The 19,719-nt window shown below is 62.9% G+C and carries 22 protein-coding genes and 1 tRNA gene; 5 read left to right on the top strand and 18 right to left on the bottom strand.

What is annotated here, in order from left to right:
* Positions 1-364: 364 nt before the first annotated feature.
* On the bottom strand, positions 365-625 hold the full coding sequence (locus tag I2H38_RS21475) for a lysozyme (RefSeq protein ID WP_196270119.1): 261 nt from the start codon (positions 623-625) through the stop codon (positions 365-367).
* Here I2H38_RS21475 and I2H38_RS01990 point away from each other — a divergent pair.
* Complete coding sequence (locus I2H38_RS01990) at positions 521-790, top strand: hypothetical protein (RefSeq protein WP_196270615.1); 270 nt, start codon at positions 521-523, stop codon at positions 788-790. The genes I2H38_RS21475 and I2H38_RS01990 overlap by 105 nt on opposite strands.
* A 77-nt stretch (positions 791-867) precedes the next feature.
* Here I2H38_RS01990 and I2H38_RS21210 read toward each other — a convergent pair whose 3' ends face one another.
* The gene (locus tag I2H38_RS21210) at positions 868-1,002 is read right to left on the bottom strand and encodes a hypothetical protein (RefSeq protein ID WP_267875933.1); all 135 of its coding nucleotides are present in this window, start codon (positions 1,000-1,002) and stop codon (positions 868-870) included.
* 111 nt (positions 1,003-1,113) lie between these two features.
* On the opposite strand from I2H38_RS21210, the gene I2H38_RS01985 reads away from it, so the two are divergent.
* Positions 1,114-1,527, top strand: a complete 414-nt coding sequence (locus I2H38_RS01985; RefSeq protein ID WP_196270118.1) for a site-specific integrase — start codon at positions 1,114-1,116, stop codon at positions 1,525-1,527.
* Positions 1,528-1,603: 76 nt separating this feature from the next.
* On the opposite strand, the gene I2H38_RS01980 is transcribed toward I2H38_RS01985, so the two are convergent.
* The 7 genes from I2H38_RS01980 to I2H38_RS01950 form a co-directional block, all read right to left on the bottom strand.
* A tRNA-Phe gene (locus I2H38_RS01980) sits at positions 1,604-1,679 on the bottom strand.
* A gap of 104 nt (positions 1,680-1,783) precedes the next feature.
* Entirely contained in the window at positions 1,784-1,984 is a 201-nt protein-coding gene (gene yacG, locus I2H38_RS01975; protein WP_196270117.1) for a DNA gyrase inhibitor YacG, read from the bottom strand.
* A gap of 17 nt (positions 1,985-2,001) precedes the next feature.
* A complete protein-coding gene (locus I2H38_RS01970; protein WP_196270116.1) occupies positions 2,002-2,652 on the bottom strand; it encodes a Maf-like protein in 651 nt (216 codons plus the stop codon).
* Between the two features lie 80 nt (positions 2,653-2,732).
* Positions 2,733-3,593, bottom strand: a complete 861-nt coding sequence (gene pssA / locus I2H38_RS01965) for a CDP-diacylglycerol--serine O-phosphatidyltransferase (RefSeq protein ID WP_196270115.1) — start codon at positions 3,591-3,593, stop codon at positions 2,733-2,735.
* A gap of 41 nt (positions 3,594-3,634) precedes the next feature.
* Entirely contained in the window at positions 3,635-4,336 is a 702-nt protein-coding gene (locus I2H38_RS01960; RefSeq protein WP_196270114.1) for a phosphatidylserine decarboxylase, read from the bottom strand.
* Positions 4,337-4,390: 54 nt separating this feature from the next.
* A complete protein-coding gene (locus I2H38_RS01955; protein WP_196270113.1) occupies positions 4,391-6,304 on the bottom strand; it encodes an ABCB family ABC transporter ATP-binding protein/permease in 1,914 nt (637 codons plus the stop codon).
* A gap of 79 nt (positions 6,305-6,383) precedes the next feature.
* Entirely contained in the window at positions 6,384-7,685 is a 1,302-nt protein-coding gene (locus I2H38_RS01950) for a LysM peptidoglycan-binding domain-containing protein (protein ID WP_196270112.1), read from the bottom strand.
* A gap of 130 nt (positions 7,686-7,815) precedes the next feature.
* Between I2H38_RS01950 and I2H38_RS01945 the strand changes: the two genes are divergently transcribed.
* The gene (locus tag I2H38_RS01945) at positions 7,816-8,415 is read left to right on the top strand and encodes an LOG family protein (protein WP_196270111.1); all 600 of its coding nucleotides are present in this window, start codon (positions 7,816-7,818) and stop codon (positions 8,413-8,415) included.
* Positions 8,416-8,418: 3 nt separating this feature from the next.
* Here the strand turns inward: I2H38_RS01945 and I2H38_RS01940 are convergent, their stop codons facing one another.
* The 4 genes from I2H38_RS01940 to cysS form a co-directional block, all read right to left on the bottom strand.
* Positions 8,419-8,868, bottom strand: coding sequence for a DMT family transporter (locus I2H38_RS01940; protein ID WP_196270110.1), 450 nt, complete (start codon positions 8,866-8,868; stop codon positions 8,419-8,421).
* Positions 8,869-8,907: 39 nt separating this feature from the next.
* On the bottom strand, positions 8,908-10,503 hold the full coding sequence (cimA, locus tag I2H38_RS01935; RefSeq protein WP_196270109.1) for a citramalate synthase: 1,596 nt from the start codon (positions 10,501-10,503) through the stop codon (positions 8,908-8,910).
* Positions 10,500-11,012 carry a GNAT family N-acetyltransferase gene (locus I2H38_RS01930; protein WP_196270108.1) on the bottom strand — a complete coding sequence of 171 codons (513 nt, stop codon included), beginning with the start codon at positions 11,010-11,012 and terminating at the stop codon, positions 10,500-10,502. Before I2H38_RS01930 ends, cimA begins: the two co-directional genes overlap by 4 nt.
* A 175-nt stretch (positions 11,013-11,187) precedes the next feature.
* Positions 11,188-12,657, bottom strand: coding sequence for a cysteine--tRNA ligase (gene cysS / locus I2H38_RS01925; RefSeq protein ID WP_196270107.1), 1,470 nt, complete (start codon positions 12,655-12,657; stop codon positions 11,188-11,190).
* 300 nt (positions 12,658-12,957) lie between these two features.
* Here cysS and I2H38_RS01920 point away from each other — a divergent pair, with 300 nt between their 5' ends.
* Positions 12,958-13,281, top strand: a complete 324-nt coding sequence (locus I2H38_RS01920; RefSeq protein WP_196270106.1) for a hypothetical protein — start codon at positions 12,958-12,960, stop codon at positions 13,279-13,281.
* Between the two features lie 19 nt (positions 13,282-13,300).
* On the opposite strand, the gene I2H38_RS01915 is transcribed toward I2H38_RS01920, so the two are convergent.
* Together I2H38_RS01915 and I2H38_RS01910 are read right to left on the bottom strand one after the other, a co-directional pair.
* Positions 13,301-13,804 carry a CreA family protein gene (locus tag I2H38_RS01915; protein ID WP_196270105.1) on the bottom strand — a complete coding sequence of 168 codons (504 nt, stop codon included), beginning with the start codon at positions 13,802-13,804 and terminating at the stop codon, positions 13,301-13,303.
* A gap of 58 nt (positions 13,805-13,862) precedes the next feature.
* Positions 13,863-14,246, bottom strand: a complete 384-nt coding sequence (locus I2H38_RS01910; RefSeq protein ID WP_196270104.1) for a VOC family protein — start codon at positions 14,244-14,246, stop codon at positions 13,863-13,865.
* Positions 14,247-14,415: 169 nt separating this feature from the next.
* Here I2H38_RS01910 and I2H38_RS01905 point away from each other — a divergent pair, with 169 nt between their 5' ends.
* Positions 14,416-15,543: a DUF2865 domain-containing protein gene (locus I2H38_RS01905; RefSeq protein ID WP_196270103.1), complete on the top strand. Its 1,128-nt coding sequence runs from the start codon at positions 14,416-14,418 to the stop codon at positions 15,541-15,543.
* Positions 15,544-15,610: 67 nt separating this feature from the next.
* Here I2H38_RS01905 and I2H38_RS01900 read toward each other — a convergent pair whose 3' ends face one another.
* The 3 genes from I2H38_RS01900 to I2H38_RS01890 are packed head-to-tail and all read right to left on the bottom strand — an operon-like array spanning position 15,611 to position 19,453.
* Complete coding sequence (locus I2H38_RS01900) at positions 15,611-16,297, bottom strand: glutathione S-transferase family protein (protein ID WP_196270102.1); 687 nt, start codon at positions 16,295-16,297, stop codon at positions 15,611-15,613.
* Positions 16,298-16,322: 25 nt separating this feature from the next.
* Positions 16,323-17,663 (bottom strand): glutamate--tRNA ligase, encoded by a 1,341-nt coding sequence (gene gltX / locus I2H38_RS01895; RefSeq protein WP_196270101.1) that lies wholly within the window; start codon positions 17,661-17,663, stop codon positions 16,323-16,325.
* A 56-nt stretch (positions 17,664-17,719) separates the two neighbouring features.
* Complete coding sequence (locus I2H38_RS01890; protein ID WP_196270100.1) at positions 17,720-19,453, bottom strand: NAD+ synthase; 1,734 nt, start codon at positions 19,451-19,453, stop codon at positions 17,720-17,722.
* Positions 19,454-19,719: the final 266 nt, after the last annotated feature.

Genomic DNA, 19,719 nt, shown 5'->3' with positions numbered 1-19,719 from the left:
AAAGGCGAGGCTATAGCCTCGCCTTTGTGATCTTGTTCGTCACTGTCATAGCCCCCATCCGCCAACCGTTGCCCCTGGACCAGCGGTCATGCCGCAGCTTCCTTATGGCCCTGGACCGGCCAGTAGAGCCCGAGGCCGAACGCCACCGCGATGGTGCCAGCAAAGACATACTGCATCGGTCCGGAGGAGAACGAATTTGCGAGAGCGGTAAGGATGCCAACCGCCTAGGTCACATTCTCTTTGGTGATGACGGGTGGCACCTTCGGAGCAGCCGGGACCGCATTCGAAACCACGAACGAGCCCTTAGCCCACAGGCCAGCCTCAGCAGCGCGGCGGTTCACAAGGCCTTGGACGCTTGCCGTTATCATTGACCCACTTCTCGTAAGCTCGCCGGGGACGCATCATAGTCGCCCTTATTCAGCTTCCTCAGGAGGGTCGAAGTCAGGAAGCCGACCGAAGCCTTAGGGTCGCTCGGGTCGCCTGTCCCAATATTGAGGGTGAACGAGACCAAAGTTGCATATTGGCTGCCCGTCAAGGGCACCTTTACGCCACGCTCAACTGCAAGCTCGGCTTGGGCCGGATCCTCAAGAAGCCAAGCCTCGGCCTGTTCCTCAGTGCAGGTCATCCCCATGGGGACGGCGCGCGTATTACCTTAACCAATCGTCGGGACGCCGCCGCCGTCGAGGTAAACATTCAGCCGCCCTTCAAACCCCTGGATTTTCTCAAGGCCTTCCTGATTGACCCGCCGCGCCATGCCCGCCCCTTTGAACTTGGGGCGAGCATCAATTAGCGGGTCACACCGGCAACGCACCCACTGTCGCTAGTTGTTGGTGATGGTGAGGCCTGTAGCCGTCGAAGAGCGTTCGTTCACCCGCCGCCGCTGTTAAGGCGGTTGCAGACGCGACCGAAGACATAGTTCGCCGTGCCATCGATGTAATAACCGGCTACGGCGCCGTCGATGTTGATATCGTTGCGCGCCCATCTCGGTCGGCGTAGCGCCATCCGACCCATCAGCCTTCGACGGCGTGTTCGTCGAGATGTCCATGAGGATCGGGTTTCTGCACACCCTTCAGATGAATGGCCGCCAAGTCTGAGCGGATCGATAAGAATTGGGTGCTGAAGAAGCAGACATCAGAATCAAATGGCACAGAGGTCGCAGAGCACGATCTACGGAAAAACCCAGATTTGCTCGCCATGCTGATGGCAGTGCTGGAGACCAAGCATATCGGTCCAATCATCCTAGACGAATCATCCGGCAAGCCGTGGCGCCGAGCGACCTTCTCCCGGAAGTTCCGCAAGATCGCGAAGAAGGCCGAATGGCCTGATGACCTCTGGAACATGGACAGCCGATCCGGCGCAGTGTCGGAAGCATTCGAGGCTGGCGCGGATTCGGCGGACTTGATGAAGGCCGCGACCCACACGGAGCTCTCGACAACGATGGGTTATAACCGCGGCTCGATCGTTCAGACGGGGAAGGTCGCGGATATCAGAAACGCGCGGCGGAGGAAGCCGGAAAAATCTGAGTGAACACCCGCGAACAGAGCCCGGTAACACGCCTTCATATTTTGGGCGACGTACTGGGCCGAAAGCCTTGGAAAATAAATGGTGCCCAGGGGCGGAATCGAACCACCGACACTGCGATTTTCAGTCGCATGCTCTACCAACTGAGCTACCTGGGCATCTGGCGCTGGCCGTGCGGCCGTGTGCGTCAGTGGCCGGTTGTATAGTCAGACCTGCGGCACATGTCTAGCGGTCTTGAGCGACAAGTTTGAGGAAAATTCGATTAGGCTTCGCGGTCGCCTTCGTCGCGGTCTTCGTCATCCTCGACCGCGGGGATGGCATAGCCTCCCGTAAGCCAGCGATTGAGGTCGACATCGGCGCAGCGCTTGGAGCAGAAAGGCCGGTATTCGACCTGCATGGGCTTGCCGCAGACGGGGCACTTGCCGGCGGAGGCCTGCGGCTTGTTTTCATTGGCGGGCGTCATTGTCCCCTCCTCGCCGTTCAGGCCGCGTTGAGCCAGGTGAATCGGACCGGGAAGCTCTCCCCGTCGAGAAGCGCGACGGTCTCATAAAGCGGCAGGCCGACGACGTTCGTGTATGACCCTACGAGTTTGATCACGAAGGTGCCCGCGAGCCCTTGGATCGCGTAGCCTCCCGCCTTGCCGCGCCATTCGCCCGAGGCGAGGTAGTGCTCGAACTCTTCCCGCGACAGGCGCTTGAATCGGACGCGGGTCTCCACGAGGCGCTCGCGAATCGTGTCCTTGGGCGTCACGAGGCACACCGAGGTGTAGACCCTGTGCGCGCGGCCCGAGAGCAGGCGCAGGCAGGCCGCCGCCTCGTCTACCACTTCGGCCTTCGGGAGAATGCGTCCTCCCGCGACGACCACCGTGTCGGCGGAGAGAATGAACGAATCCTTCAAGTCCTCGCGATTGCGCGCTGTTCTCAAGGCGATCTCCGCCTTCGAGCGTGACAGGCGTTTTGCGAGGTCTTTAGGTCCCTCACCTTTGAGGGGCGTCTCATCCACGTCGGCTGGCAGAAGCGCGTCGGGCTCGATCCCGGCCTGTTGCAGCAGGGCGAGCCGCCGGGGAGATGCGGAGGCCAGCACCAGCTTCGGACGCCAACTGGGAGTCGCTGGTTCGGAGGATGACGCCACAATGATCTCCACGCGGTTAAAGCCCGAGAAGGCTCTCTTTTTGCGAACCGGCGCGTGAAACGAGCGCCACCCGCGCCCGGTCAGATGGAACCGGGCCCTGTTGATTCAAGCGGCGGCCGCTGCTCGCCCTTTGCCTCGGCCACGCCGGCGGCATGCGCCTGATCCAGCTTGCGATAGCGGGCCGCGCTGATCGGAATGGTCGCGAGGAAGAGAAGCGTGATCGCGGTCAGCACTTCGAACGGGAAACTGACCAGCAGGCCGAAGGCCGCCACCGACAGGACGAAGATCGGCAGCACCCAATGGCGCGGAACGTATTTGCCGATGCTCTTGCCTGAATAGACCGGGATCGTTGATACCATCAGGAAGGCGAGGCCCAGCAGATAGACCAGCACAATCGGCGCGACCGCCACGCCCATCGGAACACCGAGGAAGGACAGATAGAGCGGCAGCATCGAGGTCAGCGCGCCTGCGGGCGCGGGCATGCCGGTGAAGAAGTTCTTCTGCCATTCCGGGCGGTCGGGATCGTCGAGCATCACGTTGAAGCGCGCAAGACGCAGGGCCATGGCGATGGCGAAAACCAGGACCGCGATCCAGCCGATCGCTTTGAGTTCGTGGAGGATGAAGCTGTAGAGAACGAGCGCCGGAGTGACGCCGAAATTGACGAAATCGGCAAGGGAATCCAGCTCTGCCCCGAACCGGGACGTCCCCTTCAACAACCGCGCGACCCGCCCGTCGACCCCATCCAGAAAGGCCGCCGCAACGATAGCGATAACGGCCGGTTCCATGCGCCCTTCATAGGCCAGCCGGATCGCCGTCAGGCCGAGGCAGAGAGCGATCAGGGTAATGATGTTCGGCGCGATGACGCGAAACGGCACCGGCTTGAAGAGGCGCTTGCGCGGCTCGTTCGGGTCTGGTGCGAAGGGCGGGAAAAGTTCACTCATGTGATGATTCTAGGTGCTGGCCGCCTAAGCGGCAAGCGACGCTAGCCGACCCGGTGCTGACGCGCCGGCTCATTCGCCGAGAGGTCGGCCAGAACCGTCTCGCCCGCGACCGCGGTCTGGCCGAGGCCGACGAGGACCTGCGTCGAGAGCGGCACATAAATGTCGAGCCGGGAACCGAAGCGGATCAGGCCGAAGCGCTCGCCGGGGCTCAAGCTGTCGCCCTCCTTGACGAAGGACACGATGCGACGTGCCACGAGGCCCGCGATCTGCACGACGCCGATCTTGGTCCCGCCCGTTTCGATGACGAGGGCGTTGCGCTCGTTGTCCTCGCTCGCCTTGTCGAGCTCGGCGTTGAGGAAAAGGCCCGGCGTATAGAGGATCTGCGTGATGCGGCCCGCGACCGGCGAACGGTTCACGTGACAGTCGAACACGTTCATGAACACCGAAATGCGGGTCATGGGCTCGTTGGGCAGATCAAGCTCCGCCGGCGGCACGGCGGTGGTGATGAGGCTGACCTTGCCATCGGCCGGCGATACGACGAGGCCATCACGGATCGGCGTCACGCGCTGCGGATCGCGGAAGAAGTAGCAGACCCACACCGTGAGAATCGCGCCGATCCAGGCCAAGGGTGACCAAAGACTTCCCAACAGGATCGTCGCGATGAGCGCGATGAGGATGAAGGGATACCCTTCCTTGTGGATCGGAACGAAGATGCGGCGCATCGAATCCAGAATGTCGGTCATTCTTGTGAAACCTCAATGATTTGGAAGAGGGGATGGCAGGGGCAGCGGGTTCCGTCAACCCGCCACGCTCTCCTTGCTGCTCTCTTCCTCTTCCACGCGTTTCAGGGCCTCGCGAGCCTCGTCGGCCTCGCGCTGGCGGTTCCACATGGCAGCGTAGAGGCCACCGGATGCCAGCAGGCCCGTATGCGTGCCACGCTCGGCGATGCGCCCATGGTCGAGGACGATGATCTCATCCGCACCGATAATGGTGGACAGCCGGTGCGCGATGACAAGTGTCGTGCGCCCCTGGCTGACCCTATCGAGGGCGTCCTGGATTTCCTTTTCAGTGAAGGAATCCAGTGCCGAGGTCGCCTCGTCGAGAACGAGGATCGGCGGCCCCTTGAGGATGGTCCGGGCAATCGCCACGCGTTGCTTCTCGCCGCCCGACAGCTTCAGGCCGCGTTCGCCGACCGGCGTATCGTAGCCCTCGGGAAGGTGGCTGATGAAACGGTCGATCTGCGCGAGGCGCGCGGCCTCCCTCACCTCTTCGGCAGCGGCGTCCCAGCGGCCGTACTGAACGTTGTAGCCGATGGTGTCGTTGAACAGCACCGTGTCCTGCGGAACCATGCCGATGACCTTGCGCAGGGTCGATTGCTGCACATCGGCAATGTTCTGGCCGTCGATGAGGATGCGACCGCTCGCGGGCTCGTAGAACCGGAAGAGCAGGCGGGAGATCGTGGATTTCCCGGCGCCGGACGGGCCGACGATCGCCACCGTGTGGCCGGCGGGCACCTCGAAGGAGACGCCTTTCAGGATCGGACGCTCCGGAATGTAGGAGAAATGCACGTCCTCGAAACGTACCACGCCCTCGGCGACGTGGAGCGGCTTGGCGTTCGGCTTGTCCTGGATTTCCGGGTTGCGATCGATGATCCTGAACATGTCGTCGATGTCGATGAGCGCCTGTTTGATCTCGCGGTAGAGCATCCCCATGAAATTCAGGGGAATATAAAGCTGCACGAGCATGGCGTTGACGAGCACGAAGCTGCCGATGGAAGCGCGGCCAGCCATGATGTCCCGCGCGGCGAGGATCATGACCAGGGTCATGCCGATGGAGAAGATCACAGCCTGACCGGCGTTGAGCACGGCGAGCGAGGTATAGGTCTGCGTCGAGGCCTTCTCGTAGCGCTCCATGGAGTGGTCGTAACGGATCGCCTCCCGGGCCTCCGCGCCGAAGTACTTCACGGTCTCATAGTTCAACAGCGAATCGACCGCCTTGGTGTTCGCGTCCGTGTCGGATTCGTTCATGCGCCGGCGAATCGAGATCCGCCATTCGGTGGCCTGGTAGGTATAGGCGAGATAGACCACCACCATCACCAGCACGACGGCCGAATAGAGCCAGTCGAATTCCCAGGCGAGGATGCCGAGCACGAGCACGAACTCGACGATGGTCGGGATCAGGGTCAGCACCACGAGGCGCGACAATTCCTCGATGCCCTCGCGGCCGCGCTCGAGAACGCGGGTCAGGCCACCGGTCTTGCGTTCCAGATGAAATCGCAAGGACAGACGGTGCATGTGTTCGAAAGTCTGAAGCGCGAGCTTGCGCACCGCATGCATGGCGACCTTGGCGAAAAGCCCGTCTCGGACCTGCGTCAGCAGGGCCATGAGAACACGGGTCACACCGTAGATGATCGTCAGGATAAGGGGTGCGCGCCAGAGCCAGGAACCGGAGGTCGCGGCGGCCTCCACACCCCCTCCCGCCCCGGTGGTCACGGCGACAAGCGCGTCTGTCGCCCACTTGAAGGCAAAGGGCGTGACCATGGTCACGGCTTTCGCGACCAGAAGCAGGCCGAATGCCAGGAAGACGCGGCGTTGAAGGTCCACGCGGCCATGCGGCCAGAGATAAGGCCACAATTTGGAGATGGTCGCGACCAAACCGGGAGGCTTCGGCTTGGCTGAGCTGGCCGACGGAACGGCGCTGGAGGGAGGCATTCGCTGAGATCCAATCAAATGTTGGATCTCGATATAGACGATCGGCAGGACGAATTCACCCCGCCACCCGTTCCAATGATCAGTTTGTTCTCTGTCCCTGGTCGGCGGGGAGAACAAAAACCTGTCCGGGATAGATCAGGTTCGGATTGCGGATCTGGTCCTGGTTGGCCCCGTAGATCACCGTATAGCGATACCCTTCGCCGTAGGTCCGCCGGCTGATGCGCCAAAGGTTGTCGCCTCGCGACACAAGAGCCGTGTTGATATTCGGGATGATCACCGTTCCGGGGTCTGTCGGCTGGGCCCCGGAGGACGCGATCGCGCTGTTGGCCTGCGGCGCGGCGGGAGGCGGTGACGCAGTCGACGGCGAAGCAGCCTGCGCGGGAGCGGCTGGGGCCGGAGGCTCTGCCGCCACCACCTGGACGGGTACGTTGAAGGCCACCTCGGCGCGCGATTTCACCTGGCCCGAGACGGGATCCACATCGTCGAGCCGGACCCGATAGTCGCCGGGGCGGACCCCGCTACCGATGGAGAAGGAGACCTTGCCGTCCCCCCCTGCCCCGCCGGGAGCGATGAAGCTGTCGTTCAAATAGAGGCGAACCGTGGCCCCCGATGCGGTCTGGCCGGAGACAAAAAGCCGCCCCGATTCCGATTCGACGCTCACGATCTTGATCTCGGGACGAGGCGTGACCGCCGGCGGAGCAGTTTCCGGTGCGGTGGTAGTCTTCTGCTGCGTTGCGGCGGCGGCGGGAGCCGGAGTCTCCGCAGTCTTCGTTTCCTGAGCTGGCTTGGCTTCCGGAGGTTCCGGATTGGACAGGAGGACCGTCGGCTTGTCGGGCGCCGTCAGGGCCACGAGCGGCCGGGTCTTGGCCGGGCTGATGACCACTGTCACGCTCTCGCGAGAGCGCTGGCGGGTGCCGTCCGGAGCAATGGATTGCAGAATGATCTGATGGGAACCGGGCGGCAGAGGTGGCGGCACAAGGGCGAACAGGCCCGATGCGTCGGCAGCGGCACGGGCGTGCACCTGATCGCCGCGCAACAATTCGATGGTCGCCCCCGGGGCCGCGCGGCCGGCGATGACGCTCTCGCCATCGGGCTCGACACGCACCACATCAAAGGACGGAACGATGGGAGCCGGGGCTTTCGGTGCTTCCGCGGGAACGGGCTTGGTTTCAGCGGGGGCTGCTTGAGGCGCCACCGCAACATGCGAGGAAGGAGCTTGAGATGATTGCGGCGGGGACGAGGCAACGGGCGGCTCGCTCTTCGAAACCACCGGGATTTCCACTGTTTCCCAATACAATACGCCCAGCAGAACTGCGACGACAGCAACGGCTGCCGCGCCGAGGATCGCGATCGTCCCCCGGACCTGTTTCTCGTTCGCCATACTGCTTTTTCTCAACCGCGGCACTTTCCTGCATTTAAGCCGTTTATGTTTGAAAAGGCTACGGCCATAAGGAAGAATAACAATGTTTTACGACTCAACGCGGGAGGCACCCCGCTTCCCCGAAAAGCCCATGTCAGCAATCAAATCCATCTGCGTCTATTGCGGCTCCGGATTCGGTGACGAGCCCGTTTTCGCGGAAAATGCGGCGGCATTAGGCCGATCCATGGCCGAGGAAGGAATCAGTTTGGTCTATGGCGGCGGCAATGTCGGCCTCATGGGCACAGTGGCGCAGGCCGTTCTCGACCACGGCGGCTATGTTACGGGAATCATACCCGACTTTCTAAAATCCCGCGAGAAATTGCTCGATGCGGTGCAGGAAACCATCGTCGTTCCCGACATGCACACCCGCAAGCGTCTCATGTTCGAGAAAGCGGACGCCTTTGTCGCCCTGCCCGGTGGCATCGGCACCCTCGAAGAACTTGTGGAACAAATGACCTGGGCCCAGCTCGGACGGCACACCAAGCCGATTCTGATGTTGAGCACTAATGGCTTCTGGAAGCCGCTTCTGAACCTCTTCGCCCATATGCGCGAGCAGGGTTTCATCCGCCCCGGACTCGAACTGAACTATCTCGTGGCCGAGCAGGTCGAGGACGTGATTCCGATGCTTGAGGCCTCTGCGCGGCGGGTCAGGCTCGTCGAGAATGCCGATCTCATCGAGACGAAGTTCTGACAATCATCCGGCGCGGGACAGAACGAGCCCGCTCAGGATGAGAGCCGCCGCCACGAGCCGCTGCCAGGTGATCTCCTGAACGGGGAGTCCAAACGCTCCCACGGCATCCATGACCAAGGCCGCCGCAAGCTGGCCGAACACCAGCGCGGCCACGGTGCTGACCACACCGAGCTGCGGCACGCCCCAGATCACGATGGCCACATAGAAGGCTCCCAGGAACCCTCCAAGCCACGACCACCAGGGCGCGGAGGCCACGGCGCTACCCGTTGGCCACGCGCCCCGGAGGGTGCTGATGATAGCCAGAACGGAAAACCCGATTCCGAATGATATGCAGGCCGCAAGCACCGGATCCCCCATCGCTCGCGCGAGCGCCGCATTGATCGGCGCCTGCGAGGAGAGAAACACGCCGCCGAGGATGATGCCCAGGAGGGGAAGCAGGGTTGAAATGGTCATGAACGGGCCCGGCAAGTTTCGATAAGATCCGGCCTCGCCCTAAAGCGCGGCTCCGCCTTTCAAGAGTTTGTAGACGATCGAATCCGTCAGCGCCTGGAACGAGGCGTCGATAATGTTGGGCGACACGCCGATGGTCGTCCAACGATCTCCGGAGTCATCCGTGAACTCTATCAGCACGCGCGTCACCGCGTCCGACCCGCCCTGGTAAATGCGAACCTTATAGTCGATCAGCTCCAGATCCCGGATCAACTCCTGATACTTGCCGAGATCCTTGCGCAAAGCCACGTCGAGTGCGTTGACCGGGCCGTTGCCCTCGGCCGCTGAGATCAGGACCTCATCGCCGACACGCACCTTCACGATGGCCTCGGAGGCCATCACGAGTTCGCCGAGCGCGTTGTAGCGGCGCTCCACATTGACCGAGAAACGCTCGACGTCGAAGAAGGCAGGCACTTCACCAAGCATGCGCTTGACCAGCACGAAGAACGACGCGTCCGCGCCCTCGAACGCAAAACCTTCCGCTTCCTTGCGCTTCACTTCGTCGAGCACGCGCCCCACGCGCGGATCGCCTTTTTCGAGTGCGAAGCCGAGGCGCTTCAACTCGGCCAGCACGTTCGATTGGCCACCCTGATCCGACACCAGAACCTTGCGCACATTGCCGACGACTTCCGGCTCGACGTGCTCGTAGGTGCGTGGATCCTTTAAAACGGCTGACGCATGAATGCCCGCCTTGGTCGCGAAGGCGCTTGCGCCGACGAAGGGCGCGTGACGGTTCGGCTGGCGGTTGAGGATCTCGTCCACTTGCCGCGAGACATGCGTGAGCTCGCCCAAGGTCTCGTCCGACACGCCGAGATCGAAGCGCTCGGCATAACCATTCTTCAATTTCAGCGCGCCGATCAGCGTCACCAGATTGGCGTTGCCGCAGCGCTCGCCAAGACCGTTAAGGGTGCCCTGAATATGTCGTGCGCCCGCCTCCACCGCCGCGAGCGAATTGGCGACCGCGCAGCCGCAATCGTCATGGGTGTGGACACCGAGATTGACGCCCGGCACGGCCTTCGTCACGGCGGTCACGATGGCCGTGACTTCGTGAGGCAGCGTGCCGCCATTGGTATCGCAGAGAACGACCCAGCGCGCGCCCGCCTCATAGGCCGTCTTGGCACAGGACAAAGCGTATTCGGGATTGGCCTTGTAGCCGTCGAAGAAATGTTCGCAATCGACGATGACTTCGCGGCCTTTCTCGCGCGCGGCCGCGACGCTGTCGCGGATGCCGGCGAGGTTCTCTTCCAACGTTGTCTCAAGCGCAACGTGGACATGGTAGTCCCACGACTTGGTGACGAAACAGATCGCGTCGGCCTGCGCCTCCAGCAGCGCCGCGACGCCGGGATCGTTCGAAACCGAACGGCCAGGGCGTTTCGTCATGCCGAACGCGGTGAACTTGGCGTTCCTGGTGCGCTTTTCGGAAAAGAACGTCGTGTCGAGCGGGTTCGCGCCAGGATACCCGCCTTCCACGTAATCGATTCCGAGCCGGTCGAGCAGGCTCGCGATGGCGCGCTTGTCGTCGAGAGAAAAGTCGACGCCCGTGGTCTGCGCGCCGTCGCGTAGGGTCGTGTCGTAGAGATAGATGCGTTCGCGGGTCATGACGAAAGCTTCCTGTCTTCCGCCTGCGATGCGAGGCGCTTTTCCATGGTGGTGTTGCCGAGCCATTCGTCGCCGAGCGGGATCGTGTTGCGGCGCTGTGGCTGGAAGCCGCGCTTGTCGAAGAAGGGGCGTGCGTTGTCGCTCACATCGGCGATGAGCTTCTCCGCCCCGCGCGCGCCGGCCAGCTTCTCGATAGCGTCATAGAGCATCGACCCGACGCCCTGCCCCGCCACCGCCGGATGCACATAGAACAGGTCGATCAACTCGTTGTTCCTCAGCGCGATGAAGCCCACCGGCGAGCCCTCGACCGTCGCGATCAGCGTCAAACCTTCGGCAAGACGCTGGGCGAAAGTTTCGTCCTCGGCCGTCGCGGCCCAGGCCTCCTGCTGCCCTTCGCTGTAATCCTCTCCCGTCAGTTCCTCGACGCTCGCCTGAAAGATTTCGGCGAGCATCGACACGTCTGCAGGAAGAAACGGGCGAAGACCGGGCTTTGGCAAAGACTGTCCCATCAGCGCCTCCCGTCCTTACAGTTCCACTTGCTGCTTCCCTCATCCCGAGGAGCAGGCGAAGTCTGCGTCTCGAAGGAGCTTCCAGTGCGCTCTGGAGCCTCCTTCGAGACGGCGCTGCGCGCCTCCTCAGGATGAGGACAGAGCAAAACGAGCCGTCGTTGATGGAAATGCCTCATCATCGCGCGACCTCCCAGGTGGTGGTGCCGTCCTTGTTGTCCTTCACCACCACGCTCAAGGCGGCGAGCTCGTCGCGGATGCGGTCGGATTCAGGCCAGTTCTTGGAGGCGCGAGCCTCCTTGCGGGCGACGATGAGCGCCTCAACGATTGTCGGGTCGACGCTGAGCGACGCCTTCTTGCGCGCCTCCCACGCAGTGGCTCCTTCAAGAAGGAAGCCAAGCGCGCGAAGGTTCGCGCCGAGTTCGTCATGCGCGCCCTGCCCATCGAGAGCATGAAGCTCCGCCAACATCTTCGGCGTGTTGAGATCATCCGCCAGCGCCTCGACGACCTGGCTCGAGAGAGCGGCGGACGTGCCGTCACCCGCAAAGCCGTACCAACGGTCGAGAGTCTTCTGGCTTTCCTCGAGCCCCTTCACCGTCCAGTCGATCGGCTGGCGGTAATGGGTGCGGAGCATGTTGAAGCGCAGGACCTCGCCTGGCCAATCCTTGAGCAGGTCATGGATGGTGAAGAAGTTGCCGAGCGATTTCGACATCTTCTCGCTTTCCACCTGCAGGAAGCCGTTATGCATCCAGACATTGGCCATGCGCGAAACGTCGAAAGCGCAGCAGGATTGTGCGATCTCGTTCTCGTGATGCGGGAAGACGAGATCGATGCCGCCGCCATGAATATCGAAGGTCTCGCGCTCGGCGGGATCGTTGCAGGAAAGCCGCGTCTCGAACGCCTGGACCAGATGCTTCCACGCCATGGCCGAGCACTCGATATGCCAGCCCGGACGGCCCGGTTTTGCGATGCCGGCGGGCGAGGGCCAAGCCGGGTCCTGAGGGCCGGACGGCTTCCACAGCACGAAATCCATCGCGTCGCGCTTGTAGGGCGCAACATCGACGCGCGCGCCGGAAAGAAGCTCATCCAACGAGCGTTTCGAGAACGCTCCATATTTCGGAACGTTCGGCAGTTTCTGCATGCCCGAGACGCTGAACAACACGTGATCCTCGGCCACATAGGCTGCGCCGCGCGCGATCAGGCGCTCGATGATCATTTTCATCTCATCGATATGCTCGGTCGCGCGGGGCTCGACGAAGCGCGGCGGCGAGCCTAGTTCGTTCACATGCTCGGGCATCAGCACGCCCAGCGCACGAATATCGTCGTGGAACTGCTTTTCCGTCTTCTGCGTCACCACGCGGATCGCGTCGTTGTGCGGCAGATCCGGGTAATCGCGTACGGCGCGCGCGTTGATCTTGTCGTCCACATCCGTGATGTTGCGCACATACGTAACCGCTTCCGCTCCGTAAACATGTCTCAGCAGACGGAACAGGAGGTCAAAGACGATAATCGGGCGCGCATTGCCGATATGAGCATAGTCGTAGACGGTCGGGCCGCAGACATAGAGGCGCACGTTTTTGTCGTCGATCGGGACGAAAGCGTCCTTCGACCGGGTCAGCGTGTTGTGAAGCCTCAGTGTAAGCGTCATGAAACCATGTCCCTTCAGGCCGCAGGCCGGAGAATGGTTTCGATCTGTAAAATGAGAACGAGACGGCTCCAGCCAGCGGGTGCGCTAGCTGCAAATAATCCCGGAAATGAGGATCGTTGCCGTTTTCATAGCCCCATCAATGCCCTGTCGGCCTTAGCACGTCAAGGTTCTCCACCCCGAGCCATGATTTTTTTGCCAGAGGGCCCAAGCGTGACTGTCCGTTGTCAGTGACCGCGTTAGCGGTTTATTCACGCCCCATCGTGACAATGGAGCACGAGTTCAATTTCAGTGAGGTCTTCCATGCGCCGCGCATATGCCATGCTCGGATTGGGTGCGGTTGTGCTTGCCGCCGCCGGGTCGTTGACCCTGATGCCCCGAAGCAGCGAAGCCTCCGCGACAGAAGCCACCTTCCTGGTGCCCGCCGCCGACGGATACGGCGTCGCCGAGTGCCTCGTCTCGGGCCATACCTGCGGCAAGGCTGTGGCGGATACCTGGTGCGAAGCGCAAGGTTACGTCCGGGCCGTCTCCTTCCGGCAGGCAGATCCCGAGGATGTCACCGGATCGGTCGAGAAAGTCGCGGCCGCGCCCACCCCGCTGCCGATTTCGATTACCTGCGTGAACTGAAGCATCAAGGACGCTTCTTCTATTTCACCCATTCCCCGCATTTCGGCGGAACGTCCGTGCCCCAGGGCATCAGCGGCACCGTGGATGTCGAGTTCTTGGGCGAACCTTCGATCGGGCGGTCGGAATAAACCATGTAGACCAAGGTGTTGCGCTTGGCATCGCAGCCACGGACGATCTGCATCTTCTTGAAGATCAGCGAGCGGCGCTCGCTGAACACCACGTCACCCTGCTCGAACTTGCCCTTGAAGCGGACCGGCCCGACCTGACGGCAGGAGAGCGAGACGTCGGATACCTCCTCAGCGACGCCGAACGTCCCCGAAAGGCCGCCGCGCTCCGGCGTCGTGTAATGGCAGGCCACGCCCTCCACGAGGGGGTCATCGACGCCATAGACCGCCAGCTTATCGTTGGGAGTCAGTGCCCGCCAGACGGTCGATTTCTTGAAAATCAGGTCCGGCTCTTGCGCCTGCGCGCCTGAGATAGCACCGGCTGCAAGGGCCAGAGCCAGAACGATTCGAGCGAGCATTCGGCATTCTCCCACCTTGAGAGCGCTATGTGGGGGAGGTTCTTCACAATTTCGAGGGCTACTCTGCGTGCTGGCTGCAGACGCAGATCTTGTTGCCGTCGAGGTCGCGAAAGTAAGCGCCGTAATAATCCTTGTGATAGTGCGGCCGCAGGCCCGGCGCGCCTTCATCCTTCCCGCCCTTCGCCATCGCGGCGGCGTAACAGGCGTCGACGGCAGCTCTTTCGGAGGCCGCGAAGGCGATCATGGTGCCGTTTCCGACCGAAGGATCCCGCCCGTCGAAGGGCTGCGTGACCCAGAATTGCGAGGGACCGCCCGCCAGCCCGTAGCCGATGGCCGTATCGAAAACGAGCTTCGCCTCGATGCCTAGCGGCCCGAGAACCGCATCATAGAACGCCTTGGCGCGGGGAACGTCATTTGCTCCGACGGTCGTATGGGAGTACATGCTCTTCCTCAAATCCTCTGGTGCGGCTTGTGCCGCTTGCCGCGGACGCTACTTGGCTTCCCTCGGAGCGTGCAAGGCGTTAATCACATTAGGGTCAATTTCACGACGTCAAATGACCATCGACCTGGGCCATTGACGACCTGAAGAATCCGGTTTCGCGACAAGATTTATGAAAAAGATCTCTTTCATCCGCTCCCTGATCGCCGCGACGGCCTTTCTCGCCGCGGGCGACGCTGCGTTTGCCCAATCCGCGGAATGTCAGCGTTTTCGCGCTGAACTGGCGAATTTGGAGCGGGGCGGCGGAAGCGTCCAGTCGGAGGCCATGGCGACTCAGCGCAACGAGTTGAACCGGCTGTTGGGCTATTATCGCTCCATCGGCTGCGAGCGCGGCCCCCTCGGGTTCCTGACGGGTCCCGCGCCGGCCGAATGCGGCCCGATCTTGCAACAGGTTCGCCAATTGGAAGCCGGATACAACCGGATGGCGCAGCAGGCCGCCGAAACCGGCGATTTCGAGTTCCGCCGCCGGCAGCTTCAGGCTGCGGTCCAGCAGACTTGCAGCACCGACCAGCCGCGCGGATTCTTCGAAACCCTGTTCGGTGGCCCGCGCAGCCAGCAGCCGCAGCAGATGGAGATTATGCCGGAAGGCCAGCCCATCATCTCCGAGGACCAGCCCCTCGGCGGACGCCGGCTCGTCTGCGTGAAGACCTGCGACGGCTCGTATTTCCCCTTGGCTAACGCTCCCGGCGGCCGAGAGGGCGCAGACGAGATGTGCCAGTCGCTCTGCCCCGGCACGGAAACCTTGGCCTTCGCCACCTCGGGCGGCGACGACGCGCTCAACCGCGCGATCTCGGTCTCCGGCAGCCGTCCCTACACCACCCTCGCGAACGCCTTCAAGTTCCGCAAGACCTTCGACGAAAGCTGCGCCTGCAAGAAGGCCGATGAGAGCTGGGCCGTCGTTCTGCGCCGTGCGGAGGGCATGTTGGAGCAGCGCAAGGGCGACGTGATCGTGACCGCCGAGAAGTCGGAGGAGCTGTCACGCCCCAAGGTGGTTCAGGCCCGCAAGGCCGCCGATAAAAAGGCGACCGATGAAGCGCAGGCCGCGGCCGAAATTGCCGCCGCCGCTCCGACAGCGAGCAAGGAATCGTCCGGCATCGGACCGCAATCGATCGAAAACACGCGCATCGTGAACCAGGGTGAAGGCCCGAAGCGTGAGATCGTGGCGGGAGACGGCACCAAGCGGACCATTCGCGTGGTGGCCCCCAACGTGATTCCGGTGCCGAACGCCACGACACCGTAAGGCGTTTTTCATCAGAGTCTGATCATGTTTCGCCGAGTCATGATCAAACGCTGAAATGCGCGAACCCTCAGGCGGTCGCGCGTCGATCCTCGAGCCATGTACCCGCCCGCCTGGCCTCGTCCTCGTGACCGGGCTCGCGCCAGGTTTCAGCCAGGGCGGCCTCCTGCCAGCTTTGCATCGCTGGAAGGGCGAGCAGCCGCTTCACATACGCCGCGGCCGCCTCGTCGAGCTTCAGGCCGTAAGTCTGGGCCCGGAACGCCACCGGCGCGAAGAAGGCATCGACCGCGCTGAAGGCGTTGCCCGCAAGGAACGGCCCTCCGAAGCGACGAAGTCCCTCGTTCCACAATTCGTTGAGCCGAGCGATGTCCTGCTCCAGCGCCGGGGTCATCTCGTCGATCCGCACGCGGATGCCGCAATTCATCGTGCAGCGCTCGCGGAGCACGCCGAATCCGGAATGCATTTCGGCGGCCGCGCAGCGCGCCCAGGCTCGGGCTTGAGCCTCCGCCGGCCATACGCCCGGATGCCGTTCGGCGAGATATTCGGCAATGGCGAGGGAATCCCACACCACCGTGCCGGCATCCGTCAGACACGGGACCTTGCCGGTCGGCGAAAAGTCGCGGAACCGATCCCAGTTCGAAAGCGCGGCGAAGGGGACCATCCGCTCCTCGAACGGGATCGCCAGTTCCTTCATGAGCACCCAAGGCCGCAAGGACCAGGAGGAATAGTTCTTGTTGGCGATGAAGAGCTCATACATGTGAGACGTCCCGATTGTCGCTAGATTACGCTGCTTGCCCGGACAGCCGGGCCTTGACGCGATCAGGCCCGATCAGCGGCAGCAGCGCCGCGAGTTCCGGTCCGTGGTCGAGCCCGGTGAGAGCCAGGCGCAGGGGCATGAAAAGCGCCTTACCCTTCACGCCGGTCGCAGCCTTCACCGCCTCGGTCCAGGTTTTCCAGGTCGCCGAATCCCACGGCGCGTCTGGCAACACCTTCGCTGCGGCCTCGATGAAAGCCTTGTCCTCGATGACAGGCGTCACCGGCCCGCGCACCACGGCCCACCAATGCACCGCATCGGCGACCCTGGTCAGGTTGCCGCGCACCGCGAGCCAAAAGGCCTCACCGCCATCCGAATCGAGGGCGGCGAGACGACTGCGGGCTGCCTCATAGGGCATTTCGTGGATGAGGCGCGCGTTGAGCTGATCCAGCTCGTGCTCGTCGAACTTGGCGGGCGCGCGGGAGATATGGGCAAAGTCGATCAGGCTCGCCAACTCGTCGAGATCGGCCACCGGCCGCACCGATTCGGCCGTGCCGACCAGAACCGCCAAGGACGCTACCGCCTGCGGCTCGAGGCCCGCCTCGCGCAGGCTCGTGAGGGACAGATGCCCGAGGCGCTTGGACAGCCCCTCCCCGCTCGCGGTCGTCAGAAGGTTGATATGCCCGAAGAGCGGGAGATGCGCGCCCAACGCCTCGAAGATCTGGATCTGCACCGCCGTGTTGGTGACGTGATCCTCGCCACGGATCACGTGGCTGATCTTCAGGTCCACGTCGTCCACGATGGAGGGCAGCGTGTAGAGATAGGTGCCGTCCTCGCGCACCAGCACCGGGTCCGAGAGCGACCCGCAATCCACATGGCAATCGCCGCGCACCAGATCGGTCCAGGCGACGGTGCGATGATCGAGACGGAAACGCCAATGGGGGCGACGCCCCTCGGCTTCGAGCTTCGCACGCTCCTCCTCGGTGAGTTTGAGCGCGGCGCGGTCATAGACCGGAGGCAGGCCGCGCGCGAGTTGCCGCTTGCGCCGGAACTCGAGTTCTTCCGAGGTTTCATAGCACGGATAGAGACGACCCACCGCGCGAAGCCGGTCGGCCGCTTCGTCGTAGAACTCGACGCGTTCCGACTGGCGCACCACCACATCCGGCGGAATCCCGAGCCAGGCGAGATCGACCTCGATGGAATCGGCATATTCGCGCTTGGACCGTTCGAGATCGGTGTCGTCGAAACGGAGGACGAAGACGCCCTTCTCGCGCCTGGCGAAGAGGGCGTTCATGAGGGCCTGACGGGCGTTTCCGATATGGATGCGCCCGGTCGGGGACGGAGCGAAGCGAACGATTGGCTTGGACATAGGAACCCTATGGAGACGGGAGTTGGATGGCGCAAGGCGAGAAAGACGCGAACGCGCTAAACATCCAGCGAACTCAATTTCGGTTTGGCCGTGACGCGCTCCAGGGCCTCATCGGGGCGGAAGGTTGCCTCGCCCTGGTCGCGGAAACGGTTGACGATCGGATAGCGGCGGTCGCGCCCAAAGTTCTTGCGCGTGACCTTCACACCGGGCGCCGATTGTCGGCGCTTGTATTCGGCGAGATAGAGCAGCCGCTCCACCTTCTTCACGGTCTCGAGATCGTGCCCCTTGGCAACGATGTCGGACACGCGCATCTCGTCCTCTACGAGACCACGGAGGATGTCGTCGAGAACGTCGTAGGGCGGAAGCGAATCCTGATCCTTCTGGTTCTCCCGCAATTCGGCGGTGGGAGCCTTGGACAGGATATTCTCAGGGATCACGATGCCGTCCGGCCCAAGCGCGCCCTCCGGCTTCCAGCGGTTGCGAAGCGCGGACAGGCGATAGACCTCCATCTTGTAAAGGTCCTTGATCGGGTTGAAGCCGCCATTCATGTCGCCATAGATGGTGGCGTAGCCGACAGACATTTCCGACTTGTTTCCCGTCGTCACCACCATCGCGCCGAACTTGTTCGAGATCGACATGAGGATCGTGCCGCGCGCCCGGCTCTGGAGGTTTTCCTCCGTGATGTCTCGCGGCTTGCCCGCAAAGAGCGGCTGCAGCAGCGCCTCGAAGCCATCGACGGCAGGCGCGATGGGCAGCGTGTCGTAGCGGACGCCGAGCGCCTTCGCGCAATCCTCCGCGTCCTTCAACGACTCGCCCGAGGTATAGCGATAGGGCAGCATCACGCAATGGACGCGCGCGGCCCCGAGCGCGTCGACCGCCATGGCGGCGCAGATCGCGGAATCGATGCCGCCGGACAGGCCGAGCACCACGCCGGGAAAGCGGTTCTTCTCCACATAGTCCCGAAGCCCGAGGACGCAGGCCGCGTAGTCGGCCTCGTCGCCCTCCTCCACCGTCACCATGGGAGCCTCGACACAGGCCCAACCCTCGCTGCCCTTTTCCCACACCGTCAGCGCGACCGTTTCCTGATTAGCGGGCAACTGGCAAGCGAGCGAGCAATTCGCATTGAGCACGAAGGACGCACCGTCGAAGACCAACTCGTCCTGCCCGCCGATCTCGTTGAGATAGATGAGCGGCAAGCCACTTTCGGTGATCCGCGCGGCGGCGATGTTGAAGCGTTCCTCGGTCTTGCCGCGCCAATAGGGCGAGCCGTTGGGAACGAGGAGCATTTCGGCCCCGGTTTCGGCGAGGCATTCCACGACATCCGGGGTCCAGATGTCTTCGCAGATCGGCAGGCCGAGCCGGACGCCGCGAAAATTGACCGGACCCGGCATCGGGCCGTGCTCGAAGTTGCGCTTCTCGTCGAAGACACCGTAATTCGGCAGATCGACCTTGAAGCGCACGGTGATCGCGCCGTTATCGAGAAGAGCATAGGCGTTGTAGAGGGCCTCGCCTTCCCGCCACGGCAGACCGATCAGCAAGGCCGGTCCGCCATCCGCCGTCTCGCGGGCGAGACGTTCGCAGGCCGCGCGGCAGGCATCCTGAAAGGCAGGCTTCAGCACGAGATCCTCAGCGGGATACCCGGCGAGGAAAAGCTCCGTGAACATGACGATGTCAGCGCCGAGCCGGGCCGCCTCCGCGCGGGCGGCGCGAGCCTTTTGCTCGTTGCCGGCCACATCGCCGACGATGGGGTTGAACTGCGCAAGAGCGATTTTGAGTCTGTTCTGAGCCATGGCCCTGCCGATTTAGCGCGTTGCGGCAACGGCAGCAATGCGGGGAAGTTGCTCCGTCGTCATTCCGGAGCCCCGCAGCGGAGCCCGGAACCCCCATAACCGCTGTCAAGGATGAGTTGGGCGGATTTCCGCAGCGCGCCCCGGCATCGTCGGCGTTCGCCTTCGCTCACCCCGGAATGACAGTGGAATATGGATCGGTGTAGCGCTTCAAATAGAATGGCCGGGACCAACCCGGCCATAACAACGAAAAAGGGGCGCTCGAAGCG

Origin of the sequence: Microvirga alba (assembly GCF_015694465.1) — a bacterium.
GTDB lineage: Bacteria > Pseudomonadota > Alphaproteobacteria > Rhizobiales > Beijerinckiaceae > Microvirga > Microvirga alba.
Note: the sequence above shows the minus strand (reverse complement) of the source record. Positions and strands in the feature narration are given on the sequence as shown.